This window comes from Streptomyces sp. NBC_00086, from assembly GCF_026343255.1.
GTDB lineage: Bacteria > Actinomycetota > Actinomycetes > Streptomycetales > Streptomycetaceae > Streptomyces.
Window position 1 is genome coordinate 7673102 of sequence record NZ_JAPELZ010000001.1, and the last position, 20813, is coordinate 7693914.

Annotated in this window: 13 protein-coding genes; 3 read left to right on the plus strand and 10 right to left on the minus strand. The window is 73.6% G+C overall.

What is annotated here, in order from left to right:
• Positions 1-17: 17 nt before the first annotated feature.
• The 4 genes from OG276_RS34755 to OG276_RS34770 form a co-directional block, all read right to left on the minus strand.
• The gene (locus tag OG276_RS34755) at positions 18-1502 is read right to left on the minus strand and encodes a condensation domain-containing protein (RefSeq protein WP_266911595.1); all 1485 of its coding nucleotides are present in this window, start codon (positions 1500-1502) and stop codon (positions 18-20) included.
• Positions 1503-2257: 755 nt separating this feature from the next.
• Entirely contained in the window at positions 2258-3256 is a 999-nt protein-coding gene (locus OG276_RS34760; RefSeq protein ID WP_266911597.1) for an ABC transporter ATP-binding protein, read from the minus strand.
• Entirely contained in the window at positions 3253-6057 is a 2805-nt protein-coding gene (locus OG276_RS34765; RefSeq protein ID WP_266911598.1) for a hypothetical protein, read from the minus strand. The genes OG276_RS34760 and OG276_RS34765 overlap by 4 nt, the downstream gene beginning before the upstream one ends.
• Positions 6054-9395, minus strand: coding sequence for an FtsX-like permease family protein (locus tag OG276_RS34770; RefSeq protein WP_266911600.1), 3342 nt, complete (start codon positions 9393-9395; stop codon positions 6054-6056). The genes OG276_RS34765 and OG276_RS34770 overlap by 4 nt, the downstream gene beginning before the upstream one ends.
• Positions 9396-9744: 349 nt before the next feature.
• Between OG276_RS34770 and OG276_RS34775 the strand changes: the two genes are divergently transcribed.
• On the plus strand, positions 9745-10458 hold the full coding sequence (locus OG276_RS34775; RefSeq protein ID WP_266911602.1) for an ABC transporter ATP-binding protein: 714 nt from the start codon (positions 9745-9747) through the stop codon (positions 10456-10458).
• A gap of 120 nt (positions 10459-10578) precedes the next feature.
• On the opposite strand, the gene OG276_RS34780 is transcribed toward OG276_RS34775, so the two are convergent.
• Both OG276_RS34780 and OG276_RS34785 read right to left on the minus strand, forming a co-directional pair.
• On the minus strand, positions 10579-12891 hold the full coding sequence (locus tag OG276_RS34780; RefSeq protein ID WP_266911603.1) for an FtsX-like permease family protein: 2313 nt from the start codon (positions 12889-12891) through the stop codon (positions 10579-10581).
• Positions 12888-13733 (minus strand): ABC transporter ATP-binding protein, encoded by an 846-nt coding sequence (locus OG276_RS34785; protein ID WP_266911605.1) that lies wholly within the window; start codon positions 13731-13733, stop codon positions 12888-12890. The genes OG276_RS34780 and OG276_RS34785 overlap by 4 nt, the downstream gene beginning before the upstream one ends.
• A 186-nt stretch (positions 13734-13919) precedes the next feature.
• On the opposite strand from OG276_RS34785, the gene OG276_RS34790 reads away from it, so the two are divergent.
• Both OG276_RS34790 and OG276_RS34795 read left to right on the plus strand, forming a co-directional pair.
• Entirely contained in the window at positions 13920-14834 is a 915-nt protein-coding gene (locus OG276_RS34790) for a sensor histidine kinase (protein ID WP_266911607.1), read from the plus strand.
• Positions 14831-15556, plus strand: a complete 726-nt coding sequence (locus OG276_RS34795) for a response regulator transcription factor (protein ID WP_266911609.1) — start codon at positions 14831-14833, stop codon at positions 15554-15556. The genes OG276_RS34790 and OG276_RS34795 overlap by 4 nt, the downstream gene beginning before the upstream one ends.
• A gap of 46 nt (positions 15557-15602) precedes the next feature.
• On the opposite strand, the gene OG276_RS34800 is transcribed toward OG276_RS34795, so the two are convergent.
• From OG276_RS34800 to OG276_RS34815, 4 genes are all read right to left on the minus strand, one after another.
• Entirely contained in the window at positions 15603-16106 is a 504-nt protein-coding gene (locus OG276_RS34800; RefSeq protein WP_266911611.1) for a GNAT family N-acetyltransferase, read from the minus strand.
• A gap of 66 nt (positions 16107-16172) precedes the next feature.
• Positions 16173-18089 carry a GAF domain-containing protein gene (locus tag OG276_RS34805; protein ID WP_266911613.1) on the minus strand — a complete coding sequence of 639 codons (1917 nt, stop codon included), beginning with the start codon at positions 18087-18089 and terminating at the stop codon, positions 16173-16175.
• Between the two features lie 91 nt (positions 18090-18180).
• On the minus strand, positions 18181-19572 hold the full coding sequence (locus tag OG276_RS34810; RefSeq protein WP_266911614.1) for an MFS transporter: 1392 nt from the start codon (positions 19570-19572) through the stop codon (positions 18181-18183).
• A 276-nt stretch (positions 19573-19848) separates the two neighbouring features.
• Positions 19849-20259, minus strand: coding sequence for an NUDIX hydrolase (locus OG276_RS34815; RefSeq protein WP_266913370.1), 411 nt, complete (start codon positions 20257-20259; stop codon positions 19849-19851).
• Positions 20260-20813: the final 554 nt, after the last annotated feature.

Here is a 20813-nt window from a genome sequence, read left to right on the forward strand (position 1 = left end):
GTCGGACGCGACCCGGGTCAGCCGCGGCGGGCGAACGCCGCCACGTCGAGCGGCGTCCGCGCGGGCCGGCGCGGCGGGGTCAGCGCGATGGGACGGCGCAGCGAGCCGTGGCGGGCGATCTCCCGGACCGTCTCGCGCAGGGCCTCAAGGAATCCGTCCATGGTGCGGCGGGCGGCGGGAGTGTCCGAGTAGATCGAGTTCATGTGCAGCCCGTCCGCGTCCCGCTGGAACCAGGAGCAGGCCCCGTTGGCCTGGGCCGACCACACGTGGGAGGTGGGCCGCCAGTCCTCGTGGCGCTCGGCACCCGGGCACTTGCGCATGTCGATGTACGAGAAGAAGTTCACCGGGTACGGCCAGGAGCGGGCGGCGAACTCACGGGGAGCGAGCAACTCCCAGGCCCGCACGAACGGCACGTCGATATGGCCGATCATCTCGTTGAAGCCGGCCCGCACCGAGGACATGACCTGCTCGAAGTCCCGGCCCGGCGAGGCGTCGAACTCGATCGGCATGGTGTTGACGAACCAGCCCACCGAGTTGCCCCACCCGGCCCGGCCCCGCTCGCTCACCGGCATGAACCCCCGGTAGACCCCCGGCCCGCCCGCCTCGCGCAGACACACCGCGACGGCGGCCAGCACCCCCATGAACGGCTTGCCGTCCACCGCCAGGCAGGCCTTCTCGAAGACCTCCGCCTCGGCGGCGTCCAGCAGCGGGGAGGCCTCGTTCACGATCGAGTACATCCGGCCCGGCTCCACACCCAGTTCGAGCGGGAAGCGCGGGAAGAACTCACCGCCGCCGCTCGCCATGAACTCCTTCCAGTAGCCGAGCCGTTCGTCGTCCGCGTCGATGGAGAGATAGCGGGCGCGCTGCTCCTCGGCGAAGTCGAGATAGCTCGGCGCGGGCGCCGGGTCGGGCAACTCGCCCCGGCACAGGGCCTCGTAGCCGTGCTCGACCTCCTGGACCACGATCGGCATCGACATGCCGTCGCAGACGATGTGGTCGAAGGCCAGGTAGACGGTCGCCGAGTCCTCGCGCAGGACGGCGCCCATCGTGAACAGCGGCCAGGACAGCGTGTCGATGCTCCGCTTGAACCGCTCCACCAGGAAGCCGGTCACCTCTTCGGTGCGTTCGAAGTCGGCGACCTGGACGGTGTCCAGGGCCAGTTCGGCGGCGGGGATAGGAGCGCACGCCAACTCGCCTGCCAGGCGGCGGAATTCGCAGCGCAGCACCTCGTGGCGGCGTACGAACGCCAGCAGCGAGCCGGTCAGGGCCTCCTCGTCCAGCGGGCCCTCGACCTCGAAGGTGACGGCGATCCACGACGCGGTCGGGTCGTCGGCCGCGCGGCTCTCCTCGGCGACGGTGAAGTGCTTGTCCTGGTTGAAGGAGGCCCTCCTGTCCGCCGCGCCGTCCGGGCCGGGGGACTGCACCCCGGCCGTGGACCGCAACCGCCACTCGACGACCCGGCCGGGTGCCATGTGGTTCATCTCCAGAGGAAACTGCCGCATTCCGTCATCCCTTCGACCCCCGAGTCAACCCCGAGCGCCTAACGACACCCGGGCCACGGAAGTGACGCGCGCCGGGAGGTTCACCGGCAGGCGCGCCGTGCGGACCGGGCGTACGTGCGGGCGAACGGCTGCGGCCCGGGGCCCCGCCGGGTTCACCGCAAGCGGTGCGGGAGCGCCCGCAGACCCTTCGGACGCGGGGCTTCCCGTGCGACGGGCAGCCCGGTCACCCACGGCTCGACCGACCTCACAAAACCCTTCTCTCGCCCGGCCCGCACTCTGGCAGACTCGGCCCATGACCAGCGATCCCGTCGTCTGCGAGGTCCCCGACGGCCTCGGTCTCATAGAAGTCACCGGGTACGACGACGTCAGCGTGCTCCTCCTCGGGGGCCGGCCCGTCGTGCTGGAGGGCAGCGACTTCTGCGGCAGCGTCGGCTGGCTGGCCTCGCGCGCCACCGGCCCGGGCGCTCCCATCACCGCGGAGACCAAGGCGCTCACCGCATGGCTGGCCGCGCCGGAGCTCGCCGTCGACCCGCTCACCGGGAACTTCCTGCCGCCGGACCCGGAACGGCTGCGGCCCCTGCTGCGCCTCCTCGCCCCCGGCCGGTACACGATGACCGCCGCCGCGGCCCCGCAGCCGCTGCGCGTGGTCCACCCGCGCGCCGAGCAGGTCGAGAGATGGTACGCGGACGAGGAGCTCACCCACGGGCCGAACGGGGCTCCGAAGAGACTGATCCGGGAGCGCTCCCCGGGGTGTCTCAGCCCGCGGCCGGTTCCTGCACGCCGCCGCCGTCCGCCGCCGCGGCGGCCGCGTCGTCCGGGCGCAGTTCGATGTGGTCCGAGGCCAGGTCCACCGCCACCCGGTGTTCCATGCCCAGGGCCTCCAGGAACTTGTGCGGGAGCTGTACGCGTCCCGTGCGGTCGAGCATCACGTACTCGCGCTCGCTCACCGACTCGGCGCCGTGCTCGTCGGTGACCGTACGGCGCAGCACCTCGCTGCTGGTGCGGCCGTCGCGCATCGCCACCGTGCGCCGGACCTCGCCCGCGACGAGCGGGTCGTGGGTCACGATGACCACGGTCGCGCCCAGTTCGCGGTTGACGGTGCGGAAGGCCTCGAAGATCGCCCCGCCCGTCTCGGAGTCCAGCTCGCCGGTCGGCTCGTCGGCGAGCAGCACCGCCGGATCGTTGGCCATCGCCACCGCGATGGCCACGCGCTGCTGCTGGCCGCCGGAGAGCTCGGCGGGGCGGTGGTTCGCCAGCTCGCCGATCTCCAGCGCTTCGAGGAGCTCGCCGGTCCGGACCGCGTGGCGCTTGGCGGCCGCGCGCCGGCTGCCCTTCAACTGCATCGGCAGGGCGATGTTCTGCGCCGTCGTCAGGAAGGGCAGCAGGTTGCGGGCCGTCTGCTGCCAGACGAAGCCGACCGCCTCGCGCCGGTAGCGCAGCCGGTCGCGCGCCGACATCTCCAGCAGGTCGTAGCCGCCGACGCTGGCGGTGCCGGCCGTGGGCACGTCCAGTCCCGCGAGGATGTTCAGGAGCGTGGACTTCCCGCTGCCGGACGCTCCGACCAGGGCCATCAGATCGCCCTGCGCCACGGTCAGTTCCAGTCCCTGCAGGGCCTGCACCTCGACCCCGTCCGTGCTGAAGATCCGCACCAGGCGGTCGCAGGCGATGGCCGTGTCCGCGCCGTGGCGGCGGGGCTCGGCGGCGGCCAGGGCCTGCCGCTGCAGCTCCTCGTAGGTGGGCTGATCGCTGTTCACCGCTGGTCTCCCGCTCTCAACTCGGTCGTGATCTGTCGCCTGCCGGAGATCGCCGCCTCCGCGAGCACGGCCCCCGCGACGAGGGCGGCCAGGCCCAGTGCCTGGGTCAGTACGGGCGTGATGAGGACCTGCAGACCGGCCGGCACCCGGGTGCCGACCAGCGTGGACAGATCCACGGCCGGGCCCAGCAGCGCGACGGCGCCCGCCGCGAGCAGTGCGCCGCCCAGCGCGGCGGCCAGGGCCAGGGGCACCGACTCCACCAGGATCAGCAGGACCCCCTGCCGGGGCCGCAGCCCCATGGTGCGCAGCCGCGCGAGCAGCGCGGCGCGGTCGGGGGCGGCCCGGACCAGGGTCAGCAGGACCGCCAGCAGCGCGAAGCCCGCGGCTGCGACCAGCGAGGCCCAGAACAGCCGCTCGGCGGAGCGCTGGAGCGGGTCGGAGCCCAGTTCGGCGGCCGTGGCGGAACTGGTGCGGACGCGGTAGCGCTCCGCGGCGGCCGCCGGGTCCGCGGTGCGGACCACCCGCTCCAGCCGGTGCTGGTCGACCGCGCCGAGCGCGAGCCAGGTGTTGGGCAGCCCCATCTGCGGTATCGCCGCCAGTACTTGGGCGGCGGGCAGCACCACGGTGGTGGACTTCGCGCCGGGCCGGGCGGGGGTGCCGTCGACCACTCCGACGGTCGTGAGCTTCAGCTCCCCGCCGTTTTCCAGCCGCAGCCGGTAGTCGGAGGTGTCGTCGTCGGCGAGGTCCCGGCTGATCAGCGCGGGCACCGTCGCGCCCGAGGTGCCGGCGGCGCCCTTCGCCAGGAGCGCGGGATCGAACCCGCCGCTGCCGGCCGCCGCGGACAGCTTCGCGTACTCCACCGGGTCCGCGACGACCACGGAGATCTGCGAGCTGCCGTTCTTGGTGCCGTAGAGGAACACGTTGTCGTCGCTCCACACCTTCACCGAGGACCGTACGCCGGGCAGCGCGGCGGCCGCCGCCGTCAGGGACTCCGGGAGCGTGCCCCCCAGCGCCGAGACCTGTGCGTCGCCGCCGACGGCCGTACGGGCCGCCTCGAAGCGCGCCTCGGCCATCGCGGTCAGCACCGTGGCACCGAAGCCGCCGGTGGTGACCGCCAGCAGCAGCGCGATCAGCGGCAGTACGGACGGACGGGTCCGGCCTCCGGTGCCCCGGGCGGCGCGCGCCAGCCCGAGGAAACCGATCAGCCCCGGGCCCCGCCCGGACGCCCGGGCCAGCGCCCCGACCAGGGCGGGCTGGACCCGGGCCAGCAGCAGGCCGCCGCAGAGGGCGAGCAGCAGCGGGGCGGTGACCAGCAGCGGATCCACACCGGCGCCGGCCGGGGCGACCCCGCGGGAACGGACCTCGAACACGGCGGCCGCGGTCGCAGCCAGGGCCAGCAGCTCGGCGACCAGCCGCCGCCGGGGGCCCGGCCGGCGCTTCGGCGACAGCAGCACGAAGGCCCGTACGGGAACGGCCAGCAGCGCCAGGAGCGTTGCGGCCGAAGCGGCCAGCAGGGTGCCCGCCGAGCGGGGCGTCGGCAGCAGGATCACGGCGAGCGCCGTCGCGAGCGCGGCGGCGGGCAGCACGGTGACGGCGCTCTCCGCGAGCAGCCGGCGCACGATGCCCGCGCGGGAACCGCCGCGGGCCAGCAGGAGCCGCAGTTCGGCCTCCCGCCGGTCACCGGTCAGTCCGGCGGCCAGGCAGAACACCACGAACGCCACTCCGGCCACCCCGGCCGGGCCCATCGCGGCGAGCGGCGCGGCGGCCTGGCGCCGGGCCTCGGCCTGGGTGAACAGCTCCGGGAGGCGGGAGTTGATGCGCAGATCGCTCCGGTGGGTCTCCCGGCTCAGGCGGGCCGCGGTGGGGCCGGTCACGTAGGAGGCGACGGCCTTGGCGGTGGCGGGGAGCCGGTCGGCCCGCAGGGTCGCGGTGTCCACCGGGATCCGCCAGAAGTCCTGGGTGTGCCCCTCGCTCCATAGGACGAGCCGGTCGAGCACCTCCGGGCCGACGAGGGCCCCGGTGAGCCAGAACGACTGCGGCGGACGGCTCGGGGTCTGGGTGAGGCAGGCGCGGGTGAGGCAGGCGAGGTCGTCGATCCAGTAGTCCTCGGCTTCGTCGTTCGCGGCGTACAGGCCGACGACCTCCGCCTTCATCGTGGTCAGGGCCTGGCCGGTGGTGGTCTCCAGCACCATGCCGAGCCGGACGCCGAGCGTCTTCGCCGCGCTCTGCGACAGCGCGACGGGCACGGGACTCCCGGGCGCGCCGCCGGCGGCGCCCGGCCAGCGCCCTTCCACCAGCCGTACGTGCTCGGAGGCCTCGCGCAGGTGGTACAGGGCCAGTTGGGGCGGGATCCCGTCGGGGGCGGCCAGGCGGGGGGTCGCCAGGGAACGGCCACCCGCGACGACCCCGTGGACGGGACCGGCGGCGGCGACCCCGATGCTCGGGGCGGTACGGGAGACCAGGGTGGCCAGTACCTCGTCCAGGTCCTGCGGGCTCTGCTCCCCGTAGCGGGGTCGCGCGCTGACGTAGAGGCTGGTCTGACTCGGCCCGCGCGACTCCAGGAAGGAGCGCAGCGCCTGGTCGGTGCCCCGGTCCATGGCCCGCGGCAGGGCCGCGGAGAGCAGGACGGCGACGAAGGCCAGGGCCGCACCGAGCAGGGCGCTCAGCGGGGTGGCGCGCAGCCGGGTCCGCACCCAGGGCGCGGGCGGGGGCACGGCGTGCGGGGCGGACCCCTGCGGTGCCCGCGCGCCGGTCCCGTCCGGGGCGCGCCGGTCGGCGTTGGTCGCGGCCGGCCCGGTCATATGTCCTCCACGTGCCGCAGCCGGTCGGCCGGCTTCGAGCGGTTCTGATTGCGCCGGCCGCCGAAGACCGCCGACAGCAGCGGTACGGCGGCGATCGCGGCGGCGAGCAGCAGGGTCCGCGCCGCGGGCAGGTCCACGAGGACCTCGGGCACCGGGCGGCCGGCGGCCGGGGTGAGCACGGTCAGCGGTACGACGAGGTGGACGATGACCACGCCCAGCCCCAGCCCGACCGCGGTGCCGAGCCCCACCAGCACGCAGCTCTCGGCGGTGGCCGACCGGGCCAGGTCCCGGCGCCGGGCGCCCAGCGCCATCAGCACCGAGAACTCCCGGGCCCGCTCACGGGCGGCGGCCGCGGCGGAGGCGGCGAATCCGATCGCCGCGAGCACCGCGCAGGCCACCGCGAGTGCGGCCAGCGCCCCCTGCGGGCCCGCGCTGAGCGGATCGTCCAGCAGGGTCGCGGCCACCTCCTCGCGCAGGTGCACCTGCTGGGAGCCGGCGCCCGCGCGCAGTTCCGCGGCGGCGCGGGCCGGTGCGGGGTCGTCGGCGGAGGCGGCCGGCAGCCACCACTCACCGGGCGTCGGAAGCTCCCGGCCGGCCGCCGCGAGCAGCCTGCCGGCGGTGGCCAGGTCGACGGCGATCGCGGTGTCGCCGGCCACGGGCAGCGAGTCGATCGCGGCGGTGACCCGTACCGGGAGGGTGACCTCGTCCAGCTTGACCGGCACCAGATCGCCTACGGCCCCGCCGATCGCGGACAGGTAGGCCCGGGTGGCGATCCCCGGAATCTCGGCGGCCGGCGCGGGCCCCGGGGTCAGGCCGGCCTGGACGCCGCCGCGTTCGCCGGAACCGTCCCGGTAGCGCAGCTTGAGCAGGGTCGGGGCGCCCGGCGCGGGCTCGGAGCCGGTGGGCAGTTCGGCGGCCGGGGAGCCGTCGGCGAGCTTGGGGGCAGACAGTTTCCAGTCGGGTGCGGGCCCGGCCACCGGCGCGGCCGCGCCGTCCCGGGTCTGCGCGACCGCGAGGCCGCGTACGGTCAGCTCGTCGAAGACCTTGACCGCGGTACCGGCCTCGGCGGGGCCCGGATCGGCGTTCGGGTCGGTACCGGGGAGCGGTCCCTCCCGGTCGTACGAGAACACGAGCCCGGCCAGCCTGAGCGGGGTGGCGGCCGACCCGATGGGGGCTCCGAGCATCGTGCCGATGTGCACCGACACGGTGGTGTCACCGCTCTCCGGGAGCTGCACCATCGCGGCCCGGTAGGTGATGCCGAACCGGTCGCGCAGCAGCAGCCCGAGCCCGGGTCGGCCGCCCGCGCCGCTGGAGCGCACGGAGACCGAGAGGTCGATGCGCTGCGGATCGCCGGGGAGGGGGACGCCGGTGGCGATCGGGGAAGCGGCGGCGCCGGGGGAGGCGGCGGGGACCAGCGGGGTGAACAGCTCCCGCATGCCGCGCCCGTCGCGCAGGTCGGCCCGCAGGGCGAGCCGGTCGGCGGCGGCCGCCGCGTCCAGCGCCATCAGCTGGCCGGTGCGCCCGCCAGGCAGGGCCTGCTGGGTACGGAGTACCGGCAGGACGCGCTCGCCGCCCGGCAGCGCCGCGTACCGGCCGCCCCGGCCCAGCGGGGGCAGGCCGCTGTCGGATATCAGCAGGCCCCCGGCGGTGGTGAAATCGGCCTGGTCGCGCTGGGACTCGGACCACGCGGTGTGCTGGCCCAGGGCCAGGACCCCGCTGGAGACGGCGAGTACGAGCAGCAGCACCGGCCCCGTGGCCCGTCCGGGCCGGCGGGCCAGCTGCCAGCCGACGAGCGCCGGACCAAGACCCCGGCCCCGGGCGGCGATCCGCGCGCCGAGCCGCGCCGCGAAGGGCAGCAGCCGCAGCACCAGCAGGGTGCCCGCGCACAGCGCCAGCGTCGGGGCGGCGACCAGGACCGGGTCCACGCCGAACAGCCCGCCGGAGTGCGCGGCCGGGCCCGCACCGCCGGCGCCGTAGCGGGAGAGCTGCTGGTAGGCGAGCGCGGCCAGGGCCACCAGCGCCAGGTCCGCGCCGGAGCGGGCGGCGCCGGCGACGAGTGCCTGTCGGCGGCCGGTCCGGTGCAGGGCGGCCGCGGCGGCGCCCCGCAGGACGACCGGGAGGGTGGTGAGCACGACGCACCCGAGGGCGCAGGCCGCGGCGACGGGCCACAGGAGCCAGCTCCGGGTGACCGTGAAGGGGACGTGCGCCAGCGAGCCGTAGCCGCCGAGCAGGCGCAGCAGCGGCGGGGTCAGCAGGGGCGCGAGGAGGGCGGCGGGCAGCGCCAGCAGCAGCGACTGCGCCGCGGTGAGGACACCGAGCCGGCCGCGGGAGGCGCCGCGCGCGGCGAGCAGGGCGCGCTCGCCCTCCTGCCGCTCCGTCAGCAGGTGCGAGACGAGCAGCAGCGCCGCACCGGCGAGCACGGCCAGCTGCAGCGCGCCGACCAACAGGGTGGAGCGGGCGACGGTCAGGCCCGAGCCCAACTCACCGAGCAGCGCCGGCAGCTCGGTGGAGTGCCGGAGCCCGGAATCCCGCTGGAGCGCTTCCAGGGCCTTCGCGGACCGGCCGCGGACCGCTTCGGCCGTCGCGGCGTCCACGGAGGAGAAGTCCGCGGTGAGGAGCACGGCGCGGTTGTCCTGGGCCAGCCCGCCCGCGGTGAAGGCGGAATCGTCCACCAGCAGCGGCCCGTAGGTGGCGAATCCGGCGACCTGGAGGCCGCGCGCACCGAGCGGGTCGAGCCGCCAGTACGGGGAGTCCGGTTCGGCCGCCCGGTAGACGCCGGTCACCAGCACGGTCAGCGGGGAGCCGCCGTACCGGTCGTCGAGCCGCACCTGTGCGGGGAGCGCTCCCTCGGCCAGCCCGAGCCGGTCCAGCGCCGTCTTCGGCACGGCCACGGGAACCGGGGCGCTCCGGTCGGAGACCGGCCCCGCGACGGGCTGGGGCCAGGTGCCCGCGAGGAGTCGTACGCGCTCCTTGGCGAAGGTCGCCAACAGCGTCAGGTCGGCGTCCTTGCCGGGGGTGTGCGGGCCGGGCAGCCCGTACGACCGGCTGCGCGCCACGCTCTCGGTGCCGGTGGGGAGGGGACCGAACAGCTCGCGCGCGAAGCCCCGTACGGCCTCGTCGTCCTTGGCGCGGTCGGCCGTCGGGTGGGAACCGGTGACCAGGACGGTGCCGCGCGTGAGACCGGGCCCCTGGAGGGCCTGGCGCAGGCCGGCGTCGCCGACTCCACGGGTGAAGGCGAAGAGCGCGGTGAGCACAGTCGTGGTGATCAAAACGGTGAGCAGTACGGCGGCTGCGAGCGGCAATCGCCCGCGCAGCCGGCGCACGACGAAGCCGAGCATGTGCCTGTTCCTCCCCCGCACCGGACTGGTGTCCCCGGATACCGGACGATGCTGCCAGATTCGAACAAGCAGTGGAAGGGGCTTGCGTGAATAGTGCAACGGATGAACAAATCGTGGGGGCGGGACCGCAAGAAGGCTGTTCTCGGCCTTCATCCGCTCATCCGCTTGGAGGGGGAACCGCAGCATGACGCAGGACCAGGAACGGCGACAGGAACCGGAGCAGGGGTCGGGAGCGGGTGCGGGACGGGCGTCGGAACTGGTGTCGGAGCTGGTGCCGGGACGGGCGTCGGGACGGGCGTCGGGACAGGCGTCGGGAAGCGAACCGGGGCCGGGTGCCGGGGCGCCGCCGATGGTGGTCGTGGACGACGTGCGGCGCAGTTTCGGGACGGGGCAGCAGGCGGTGCACGCCCTGCGCGGAGTGTCCTTCGAGGTCCGCCGCGGCGAACTCACCGCGCTCAAGGGGAGGTCCGGTTCCGGCAAGACCACCCTGCTGAACCTGGTCGGCGGCCTCGACACCCCGACCGGCGGCAGCGTCGCCCTCGACGGCACCGATCTGGCCGGCCTCGACGAGGACGGCCGCCTCGCGCTGCGCCGCGACCGGATCGGTTTCGTGTTCCAGTCCTTCGGCCTGATCCCCGCCCTGACCGCCGCCGAGAACGTCGGGGTCCCGATGCGGCTGCGCAAGATACCGGCGAAGCAGCGCGAGGAGCGGGCCCGTACCCTGCTCGCCCTCGTCGGCCTCTCCGAGCACACCCAGCAGCGCCCCGGCGAACTCTCCGGCGGCCAGCAGCAGCGGGTCGCCGTCGCGCGGGCCCTCGCGAACGAGCCCGACCTGATCATCGCCGACGAGCCGACGGGCCAGCTCGACTCGGACACCGGCCGGCAGATCATGCGGCTGCTGCGCGCGGTGGTGCGCAGCGAGGGGGTCACGGCGCTGGTCGCCACGCACGACCCGGCGCTGATGGAACTGGCGGACCGGGTGGTGGAACTGCGCGACGGGCGCATCGTGGAGGCTTCGGCGCAGGACGCCGCGGCTGCCGGGGAGCCGGCTGAGGCACCGTAGGCCAGGTAGCCAGGTAGCCAGGTAGCCAGGTAGCCGGGTAGGCCCGGTCGGCTCGCAGGCGCCGTTAGCCCCGCAGGCCCCGCGGGGCTGGGCCCGGCGGGGCGGGGCGGTCGGCGGGTCCTACTCGGTGTGCAGGGCCGCGGCGATGGTCATCCGGGCCGCCGAGCGGGCCGGGATCAGCGCGCCCAGGACGGCGATCGCGACCCCCGCGCAGAGCATTCCGGCGAGCTGTGGCGCGTGCCAGACGTCCTTCATCGACTCGGGGAAGGCGACGATGCCCACGTTGTCCACGACGAGCCGGTGCGCGACGATCCCGAGGGGAATGCCGAGCAGTCCGCCGGCCAGCCCGAGTCCGGTCACCGAGGTCACCGTCATCGTGACCACCTGGCGCGGGGTCATGCCGATCGACTTGAGCATGCCCAGGTCGCGGCGGCGGTCCCGGGTGTTCAGCAGCACGGTGTTGAAGACGCCGAGCGAGGCGACGAGGGCCAGCATGACCGAGAACACCGAGGAGAAGCCGACGACGGTGGTGGTGGCGGCGTTCACCTTGGCGGAGTCCACCACCTCGGCGCGCAGTCCGGGGTCGGCCGCGTCGACGGTGTCCGCGTAGGCACGGGCGTCCGCCCCGGGGGCGAGCCGGACGGTGTACTCGACCGGGCGGCTGTCCGGGGCGAGCTGACCGAGGGTCTCCCACGTGGATTCCAGGGAGCGCGCGTCGCTGTCGATCAGCTGGCCGACGACGGTCGCGGCCGCCCGCTTTCCGTTGGCCTCCAGGGTGACCCGGTCGCCCACCGCGAGCCCGCGTTCGGTGAGGAAGCCCGGGCCCGCCGCGATCTCGCCGGGTCCGCTGGGCGGCCGGCCCTCCACGAACGCGGCACCGGCGGGGGACAGGCTCCCCCGGTAGAAGGTCCCGAACGCGGGCTGCGTGTGGCCGACCAGGCCGACTTGGATCAGCGCCCGGGCCTGCAGCTCCTGTGCCCCCAGTGACCGCAGCCGCTCCTCGATCTGCGCGTCGCTCAGCAGCGGCTCGACGGGGTTGTTGCCGTGGCCCCCGACCTGGACGTGGACCACCGTTCCGCCGGGGCCGCGGCCGGTCTGCGCGTACGAGACCATCGTGCTGGTCAGACCGGTCGCGAGGGTCACCGTGGTGACCCCGAGGACGATGGCCGCCATGGTCATGAAGGCGCGGCCGGGGCGGGCGAACGGGTGCCCGAGGCCCATGCTGACGGAGCGCGGCAGTCGCGAGGCGGCCAGGAGGCGCTGGACGCGCAGCCCGCGCCCGGTGCGGGGCGCACCGCCCGCGCTGATGGCCTGCGCGGCCGACAACCGGTGCGCGCGCAGGGCCGGTACGAGCGCGGTCAGCGCGACCAGGGCGGGCATCCCGGTCAGGCACGCGACGCTGAGCCAGGGCGAGACGGTGCCCACGCCCGCCATCCCCGTCTCGATGCCGGAGAAGGCGATCTGCAGGATGGGCGCGGCCAGCGCGTTGCCCAGGAGGGTGCCCAGGACGCAGCCGGCCACGGCGGGGACCGAGACCATCGTGAGGTAGACGGCGACGACCTGGTTCGGCGTGAAGCCGATGGCTTTGAGCACGCCGATGTGCCGGTTTCCGGAGACCACGGCGCCGCTGACCACGTTCGCGACGATCAGGGCGGAGACGAGCAGGCCGAGGACGCCGAAGAGGGCGATGAAGGGCAGATAGGCGTCCGCGCGGGCGGAGAAGGCCTTCTTGAGGGTGAGGTAGGTCTGCGCGGCCGTCAGCGAGTCCGCGGGGAGTCCGTCCGTGGCCCGGGCGAGCGAGTCGCGCAGGTGCGCACCGGTGGACGGGTCGGTGAAGCGGTACAGCATCTGCGTGGACGTGGGATGGAGGGCCGCGGCCTGCTCGGGCGTCACCCAGGCGGCGGCCGATCTGCTCATGCTCGTCGCGAAGCCGACGACGGTGAGCGTCGGGCGCCCGGGCACCTCCAGCTTCGTGCCGAGGAGGTCCGCGTACGGGGTTCCGTCGACCGCCCAGTTGACGACGATCTCGCCGGGGCCCTGCGCCCAGTGCCCCATCAGGACGTCGACCCGGTCCACCGGTCCCGCCGGATCGGCGCGGCCCACCACGGTGAGGGGGCCGGCCGGCATCCAGAGCCAGCTGTCGGGCACGTCGACGACGGCCTGAGGGAACGGGCCCGCAGCGGCGGCCACACCGGGGCGGTGCGCCGTCTGCGCGAGCTGGGTGTCGGAGACCTTCGCCGGGTCGTACGTGGCCACGGTGTGCGCGCCGCGCTGCGCGGTGTACGCCTTGTCGAAGGGGCCCGAGGCGGCGGCGAGCAGACCGAGCGCGAGCAGGACGGTCGTGGTGGAGCAGAGGACGACGAGTCCGATGACGAAGGTCTGGACCCTGCGGCGCTTCACGGCTGCGCGGGAGGCGCGCCACACGGCGCTCATGCGGAACGCTCCACGGTCTCGCGGTCCATGGCCTGGCCGTCCACGGTCTCGCGGTTCACGGCCTGGTGGTCCTCGGTCTGGCCGTCCGCGGTTTGGTGGTTCACGGTCTCGCCGTCCACGGTCTGGTGGTTCACGGTCTCGCCGTCCAGGGCGCGTTCGCGGGCTATGCGGCCGTCGGCCATCTCGACGAGCCGGCCGGCGCAGCGGGTCGCCAGGTGCGGGTCGTGGGTGACGATCAGCAGGGTCTGGCCTATCTGGTTGAGGTCGATCAGCAGGTCCATCACCTGCTCGCCGGAGCGGCTGTCGAGGGCGCCCGTCGGCTCGTCGGCCAGGAGCAGGGCCGGACGGTTCATCAGGGCGCGCGCCACACCGACGCGTTGGCGTTCGCCGCCGCTGAGCGTCGTCGGGTAGTTGTTGCGGCGGTCGGCGACCCCGAGCTCGTCGAGGAGCTCCAGGGCGCGGCGGCGGGCCTGGCGCGCCGAGGTGCCGGTGAGCTGGGCGGCCAGTGCGACGTTGTCGAGGGCCGGCAGGTCGTCGATGAGGTTGAAGAACTGGAAGATCATGCCGACGTCGCGGCGCCGGTAGAGTGCGAGGCCGGTCTCGGTCAGGCTGCCGAGGTCCTGGCCGTTCACGCTGATCGTTCCGGCGGTCGGCCGGTCCAGGCCGGCCACCATGTTGAGCAGCGTGGACTTCCCGCAGCCGGAGGGGCCCATCACGGCGACGGCTTCGCCCCGGCGGATCTCCAGGGACAGGGCGTCGAGCGCCAGGGTGTCGCCGTACTCCTTCGATACGCGGTCCAGTCGGACGACGCTCCGGTCGGCGCTGTCGTGATGAGGTGTCATGGCACGAACCTAGAAGGCCGGTCGGAGGCGCTGCGTCACCCCCCGGATGTAAACGGCGAGCGGGGTCATCCTGGGGATGTACGCGGGACCGAACCGGGAGAGGGATGTGGACTACACGGGGTGCCTGCGAAGGTCGGGTGGAAGAATCTTGGAAAGAGGATCATGGTCGGGGGAGGGGGAGTTGCTGTGACGACGGGATGGGGCGTCGCTGCCGTGGTGTGCGCGGTGTGCGCGGTGTGCGTGGTGTCGGCCGGGTTCGGGCTGACCGTGGCGCTCCTGCGGGCCCGCGCGGCGCACCGGGCGGCGATCGAGGAGCGCGGCTGGCTGCTGGAGCGGGAGCGGGAGACCGCGGCCCGCACCGCGGTGGACGCGGAGCGGGCCCGGATAGCGGCGGAGCTCCACGACATAGTCAGCCACAACGTCAGCCTGATGATCGTCCAAGCCGGTGCCGCCCGCGAGGTGTTGGCGACGATGCCGGTGGAGGCGGCGGCTGCCATGGCCGCCGTGGAGAAGGCCGGGCGCACGACCATGACCGAACTGCGGCACCTGCTGGGCCTGCTCGCGCCCGCCCAGGACGGAAATGACGAACCGTATGGGGCCAGGGCCGCTGAAAGACGAGATCCTGTGGCGGAGTTGGCGCCGCAGCCCAGTCTGAGCAGACTCAGCCCGCTCATCGACCGGATAGCCTTCGCCGGGCTGCCGGTGGAGGTCCGGATATCCGGCGACCCGCGGCCGCTGCCCGCCGGGATCGACGTCACCGCCTACCGGATCATCCAGGAGGCGCTGACCAACGCACTCAAACACGGGGACGGGGTGAAAGCCGAGGTGACGGTGAGGTACGCGGACCAGGCGCTGAGGGTCGAGGTGCTCAACAGCGGACCGAGCGTCCTGTCCGGGGACCGAACGGCCGGGCAGGCGGGGGAGCACGCCCCGGCTGCGTCCACAGGGCTCACCGCGTCGCGCCCGAAGGCGGACGGCGCCGGGCACGGGCTGGTCGGGCTGCGCGAGCGGGTCGCCGTGTACGGCGGGGACTTCGACGCACGCCGCCGCCTCGGTGGCGGCTACCGGGTCCGAGCCCGCCTCCCGCTGGAGCGGCCGTGACCACGCACGCCCCGGCCGCCGAGCCGGACCCGAGGGCCGCCTCGGCCACCTCGCCCCGGGTGGTCATCGCCGACGACCAGGAACTCGTCCGCACCGGATTCCGCATGATCCTCACCGCCCGCGGGATCGACGTGGTGGGGGTGGCCGCCGACGGGGTGGAAGCCGTCTCGGAAGTGCGCCGTCTGCGCCCCGACGTCGTCCTGCTCGACATACGCATGCCCCGGCTGGACGGACTGGAGGCCGCCCGCCAGATCCTCGCCGCGGCCCCGGAATGCCGGGTGATCATGCTGACCACCTTCGACCTCGACCAGTACGTCTATGCCGCCCTCGCCGCCGGAGCCAGCGGGTTCCTGCTGAAGGACGTCACCCCCGAGTACCTGGCCAACGCCGTACGGCTCGTCGACACCGGCGACGCGCTGCTCTCCCCGTCGATCACCCGCCGACTGGTGGAGCGCTGTGCCTCGGCATCGGCCGCGCGCGGCGGCGGGGCTCCGGCGTCGCACCCCGACCTGGACGCCCTCACCCCGCGCGAGAGGGAGGTGCTGACCCTCATGGGTCACGGCCTCTCCAATGCCGAACTGGCCCGGGAGTTCACGCTCAGCGAGGCCACCGTGAAGACCCATGTGGCCCGGATCTTCGCCAAGCTGAGCCTGCGCGACCGCGCCCAGGCGGTGGTCCTGGCCTACGAGACGGGCCTGGTCACCCCGGGGGCGGTGGCCTAGGGAAGTCCAGCACGGTTCCGCGCGAACTTACCCGGCCCCACTCGGGTCACGGCAACTCGCGTGTGAGCCAGACATGCTCACCGCGGTCGTCGGTGGCGACGTGATGCCGCTCGAAGCCGATCTTCTCCAGGACACGGAAGGACGGTGTGTTCCATGTGCCGACGGTCGACCAGAGCCGCTTCCGCCCGGTCGCGATGGCGGCATCGACCACGGCCCGGGCGGCCTCGGTGGCGTAGCCGTGGCCGTGCGAGCTCTGGAACAGCTCGTACGCGATTTCCGGCTCCTCCAGGGTGGAGCGGCCGATGATCAGTCCGCAGTAGCCGATGAAGTCGCCTTCTTCACGGCGTTGGACGGGCAGCAGAGCGATCCCCGTGGTCTCCGTCGCGGCGAGCAGCTCCGTGATGGCCGTCTGGGTCTGTTCAACCGTGCCCACCCCCTTGCCGCGTTCAGCCACCAGGTCGCGGAGCTGGGCGGCGTCCGACTCGGCCCACGGCCGCAGTATCAGCCGTTCGGTCTCCAGGTGGTACGCCATCGTCTCGTACGTAGTCATGCTCCTCACTCTGCCCCACGGATCACCGCGCACCACGGGCGGAGTACAGGGGGCGAGTCTTTCGGATCAGGCCGTGGGCGGGACGGAGTTCGCCAGGAGGTGCAGGCGCAGAGCGAGTTGGAGCTCCAGAGCGCGGGCGGGGCTGTTCCAGTCCTCGCCCAGGAGTCGGCCGATCCGGTCGAGGCGCTGCACGACGGTGTTCACGTGGATGTGCAGCGCGTCCTTCGCCTTGGAGAGGCTCGCCCCGTGGACGTAGTAGGCCTGCAGGGTGCGGACCAGCTCGGTGCCCCGCTGGGCGTCGTAGTCGATGACGGGGCCGAGCACCCGCTCGACGTACCCGCCGACGTCACCGTGGTCCCCGAGCAGCAGGCCGACGAAGCCCAGATCGGGCAGGGCGGCCCCGTGGCCGGTGTGGCCCAGCGCGTGCAGGGCCCGCAGGCAGCGCACGGCCTCGGCGTACACGCCCGGCAGGCCGCCCGGGTCGCCCGCCGGCCCGGCGGAGCCCACGGTGACGGGCGTGCCCACCGCCTGCCCCAACTCCGCCGCCAGGGAACGCGCGAGGTCCCCGGGCCGCTCGGCCGGGGTGAGCAGGACGACGTGGCCCTCGTGCAGCCCGGCCAGGCCGCCCCGGTCGCGGGCGCGGCGCGCCGCCTCCGCGGACAGCCGGGGCCGCAGCGCCGCGTCGCAGTGCAGCACCAGCAGGGAGTGCGGGCGCGCGAGGTCGACGCCGAGTTTGCGGGCCCTGATCGTCCGGCTGCCGGTGTGGGGGGTGTGCCCCGCGCTCCGCGGGGTCAGCAGGTCGCTGAGGAGCTCACCGCGCACCCGGTCCTCGGCGTGGGCCACCGAGCGGCGCAGCAGCAGGAGGAGCGCGGTGACCAGGCCGGTGCGTTCGAACAGCCTCCGGTCGCTGTCCGACAGCTCCGCCCGGCCCGTCAGCGCGATGCTGCCGAGGAGTTCGGGCCCGGCCAGGACCGCGCAGACCCACACGCCGTCCACCGGCACGGCCCGGCCGCCGGCACGGGAGGCCGCCACCCCCTGGGCGGGCGCGCCGATCGGTTCGGTGGCGACCCGGGCCAGCTCGGTGCCGTCGGCGTCGTGCACCACCAGTCCGCCCCGCAGCAGCGCGGCCACCTCCCGCGCCACATCGGTGACGTCCCCGCCGCGCAGGACCAGATCGGTGAGCCGGTCGTGGGTCTCGGTGGCCAGCCGCGCAGCTTCGCTGTGGGCCCGGGCGGTCTCGGTGGCCGCGTTCAGTTCGACCAGCGCCGTACGCGTCTCCTCCAGCAGCCGCGCCCCGTCGATGGCGACGGCCGCGTGGTCGGCCAGCGAGGAGAGCAGTGCCACCGCGTCGGGGGCGAAATCGCGGACCGACCGGTCGGCGGCGTAGAGCACCCCGATGACCCGCGAGGCGACGCGCAGCGGCACACCGAGAATGCCCCGCAGCCCCTCCTCGCGCACCCCCGCGTCGATGGTGCTGGTGTGCCGGAAGCGGTCGTCGGCGCGGTAGTCGGCGCTGGCGTAGGGCCGGGCCGTCTGCGCGACCAGCCCGCCGAGCCCCTCGCCCATGCCCAGGCGCAGCTGCTGGAAGGCGGCGGAGACGGAGCCGTCGGTGACCCGCATGAACGTATCGCCCACGACGGGGTCGTTGAGCGTGAGGTAGGCGCAGTCCGTACCGAGCAGGGTCCGGGCCCGCCGCACGATGGCCCGTAGCACCGCGTCGAGATCGCGCAGCGCCGCGAGGTCGCCGGCCGTGTCGAAGAGGGCGGTGAGCTCCGCCTCGCGCCTGCGGTGCTGGTCGAGGGTGCGCCGGATGTCGAGGGCCACCCGGGTCGCCTCCTCCACGAGGGCCTGCTCGACGGCTCCAACGCCGGCGGTACGGGCCTGCGCGCCGGGCCGCGCGAAGTGCTCGGCGGGCGCGCCCTGGGCGAGCAGGTCCAGGAGCTGCCGCAACGCGGGCGCGGTGGGATCGTTCACGGGGGCCATGCTGACAGCCCTTCGGTACGGGAGGGCGAGCGGGTCCGCCCGCCCGACCGGACGTACCGGTCACGGCGGGCGGCCCGTGGCGCGGGCGGGCTCAGGCGGGATCGGACACCTTGGCGGCGTACCCGCTTCCCGCGGACACCCCTGCCGGCGCCGCTGCCCCCGCCTTGGGAACGGACAGGTCGCGGCCCCGGGTCTCGCGGGCGAACAGGACCGTGAGGGTGGTGACGAGGGCGGCCGCGGACAGGTAGACGGAGACCGGCACGGAGGAGCCGTAGTCCTTCAGGAGCTCGACGGCGATGATCGGGGCCAGCGCCCCCGCGATGATCGAGGCGAGCTGGGAGCCCATCGAGGCGCCCGAGTAGCGGACCTTGGTGTCGAACATCTCCGAGATGAAGGCGGCCTGCGGCCCGTACATGGCCCCGTGCAGCAGCAGTCCGGCGGTGACGGCGAGGGTGATGACGGTGAACGACTCGGAGTCCACCAGCACGAAGAACGCGAACGCCCACAGAGCCATGCCGACCGAACCGATCAGCGTCACCGGCCGGCGCCCGATCCGGTCCGACAGGGCGCCCCAGGCCGGGATGGTCAGGAAGTGCACGGCCGAGCCGATGAGCAGCGCATTGAGCGCGGTGGTCTTCGGGAGCCCGAGATGGGTGGTGACGTAGACGAGGAGGAAGGAAGTGAGGACGTAGTACGAGATGTTCTCGCCGAACCGGGTGCCGATGGCGACCAGCACCTGCCGCCAGTCCTTGCGGAACACCTGGACGACGGGTGCCTTCTCCTCCTCACCCCGGCCTGAGGCGGCTGCCTCGGCCTGCGCCGCGAGGAAGACGGGCGACTCGGACACGGATATGCGGATCCACAGCCCCACCATCACGAGGACCCCGGAGAGCAGGAAGGGGATCCGCCAGCCCCAGGCGAGGAACGCCGCGTCCGACTGCACGCCGGCGAGCAGCGCCAGCACCCCGGTGGCCAGCAGGTTCCCCCCGGGCGCCCCGGACTGCGGCCAGGAGGCCCAGAACCCGCGGTGCTCGGCCCCGCCGTGCTCGGACACGATCAGCACGGCCCCGCCCCACTCGCCGCCCAGCGCGAACCCCTGCACCAGCCGCAGCGCGGTCAGCAGGATCGGCGCCCCGACCCCGATGCTCGCGTGGGTGGGCAGCAGCCCCATCGCGAAGGTCGCCCCGCCCATCATCAGCAGACTCAGCACCAGCAGCTTCTTGCGCCCGACCTTGTCCCCGAAATGCCCGAAGACCACGCCGCCCAGCGGCCGGGCGAGAAACCCGATGGCGTAGGTGAGGAAGGCGATCAGGGTGCCCGTGAGCGGATCGGCGGTGGGGAAGAACAGCTTGTTGAAGACCAGGGCGGCGGCGGTCCCGTAGAGGAAGAAGTCGTACCACTCGATGGTGGTCCCGATGAGACTGGCGGCGACGATCCGCCGTATTCCGGATGGAGCCTTCGGATCGGCTGCGGTGGAGGCCATGTGAACCACTTCCAGGATGTCTGCGGGGACGTCGGGTGTGGCCACAACGTAGAAGTCCGCAGGTCAGCGGTATATGTGGCGCGCCATCACAATCAACCCCACCTGAGTGTGCAGCGCCACCATACGGCCCGAACCGATCCCCTTGGCCCCCTCCGGAAGCGGGCGGGAAGTCCCTGTCGGAATTGCAGAGTTGCGCCTGATCTATCCGAGAGGGGGGTACCAGGCCCATGGGCTGCTGCTCCGGGGGTCGAGACGTTCTCGTCCTGGTTGATGTGGTCAAGATCGAAGGACAACGTCCAGGTGTTGCTGGACCGGCGTGAAGAGTCCGTACGGGATGTACTGCGGGATCTCCGACAGGGTCACCCACGCAACCTCAGCGATTTCGTCATGGTCCGCCACGTGCGCGGCTCCGCCGGCCACCTTGCAGGCTGTGTAGGACACTTGCCGATTGGTGAGGGGATGGATCCGCTCGCCCAGCCGAACAATGGGGACCACGTCCAGGCCGGCTTCCTCCTTTGTCTCGCGGACGGCGGCTTCGTCGCACGACTCACCCGGTTCGACTTTGCCCGCTGGGAATTGCCACAAGAGTTGACCCTCTGCAACTCGTCGCCGTACGAGCAGTACTCGACCCTCATGAACCACAACGGCCCCGGCAACCCGATGCTGAGGTGGAGCATTGCCCTTCAGTGACGTCTCTCGATCACTCACGGCAGCCGCCGTCGCCCGGGGCGGGAGGCTTTGAGCGTCGGCGGGATGCCAGGGCTTGGTGACCTTCGCGAGCTGACGTGGACCACACTGCCCGGGCACAGCACCAGTGCCCGGGGTTCGAGCTTGTGGTCCTTGACCGAGCCGTATCCGATCCGTTTGGTGGGCAGCAAGGCGTGCGGAACGGAGCAGGAGGGGCAAGGAGCCTTGGGGAGGGTCGCCATGTCACCAGGATGGCCCCATTGGTCCCGGCGCGGCAGGGAGCGCACGAGCGCGTACCGTGGCACGTGGGTGAGCAGCTTCCTGCCGCCCATCTTGATTATTGAGGCCGCGCCCAGATGATCCCAGGCTGATGGCGCCGGTGCCCGGCCTGCCGGGACCCACGCTGGCTGTGGTGACAGTTCGGCAGGTCCGCCGGGTGTCGCGATATGAGGCCCTAGCCGGCATTCGAGTGCGATGTTGAAGCCGGCGCGGATGTGCCGATACCTACCTGAAACACAGCCGTGCGGTGCTCGAAGCGGGGCCCTGATCGGCTG

Coding starts and splice junctions, on each gene's coding strand:
- OG276_RS34755 (WP_266911595.1), bottom strand. CDS start 1,502: ATGCGGCAGTTTCCTCTGGAGATGAACCACATGGCACCCGGCCGGGTC.
- OG276_RS34765 (WP_266911598.1), bottom strand. CDS start 6,057: ATGACCGGGCCGGCCGCGACCAACGCCGACCGGCGCGCCCCGGACGGG.
- OG276_RS34770 (WP_266911600.1), bottom strand. CDS start 9,395: ATGCTCGGCTTCGTCGTGCGCCGGCTGCGCGGGCGATTGCCGCTCGCA.
- OG276_RS34775 (WP_266911602.1), top strand. CDS start 9,745: ATGGTGGTCGTGGACGACGTGCGGCGCAGTTTCGGGACGGGGCAGCAG.
- OG276_RS34780 (WP_266911603.1), bottom strand. CDS start 12,891: ATGAGCGCCGTGTGGCGCGCCTCCCGCGCAGCCGTGAAGCGCCGCAGG.
- OG276_RS34785 (WP_266911605.1), bottom strand. CDS start 13,733: ATGACACCTCATCACGACAGCGCCGACCGGAGCGTCGTCCGACTGGAC.
- OG276_RS34800 (WP_266911611.1), bottom strand. CDS start 16,106: ATGACTACGTACGAGACGATGGCGTACCACCTGGAGACCGAACGGCTG.
- OG276_RS34805 (WP_266911613.1), bottom strand. CDS start 18,089: ATGGCCCCCGTGAACGATCCCACCGCGCCCGCGTTGCGGCAGCTCCTG.
- OG276_RS34810 (WP_266911614.1), bottom strand. CDS start 19,572: ATGGCCTCCACCGCAGCCGATCCGAAGGCTCCATCCGGAATACGGCGG.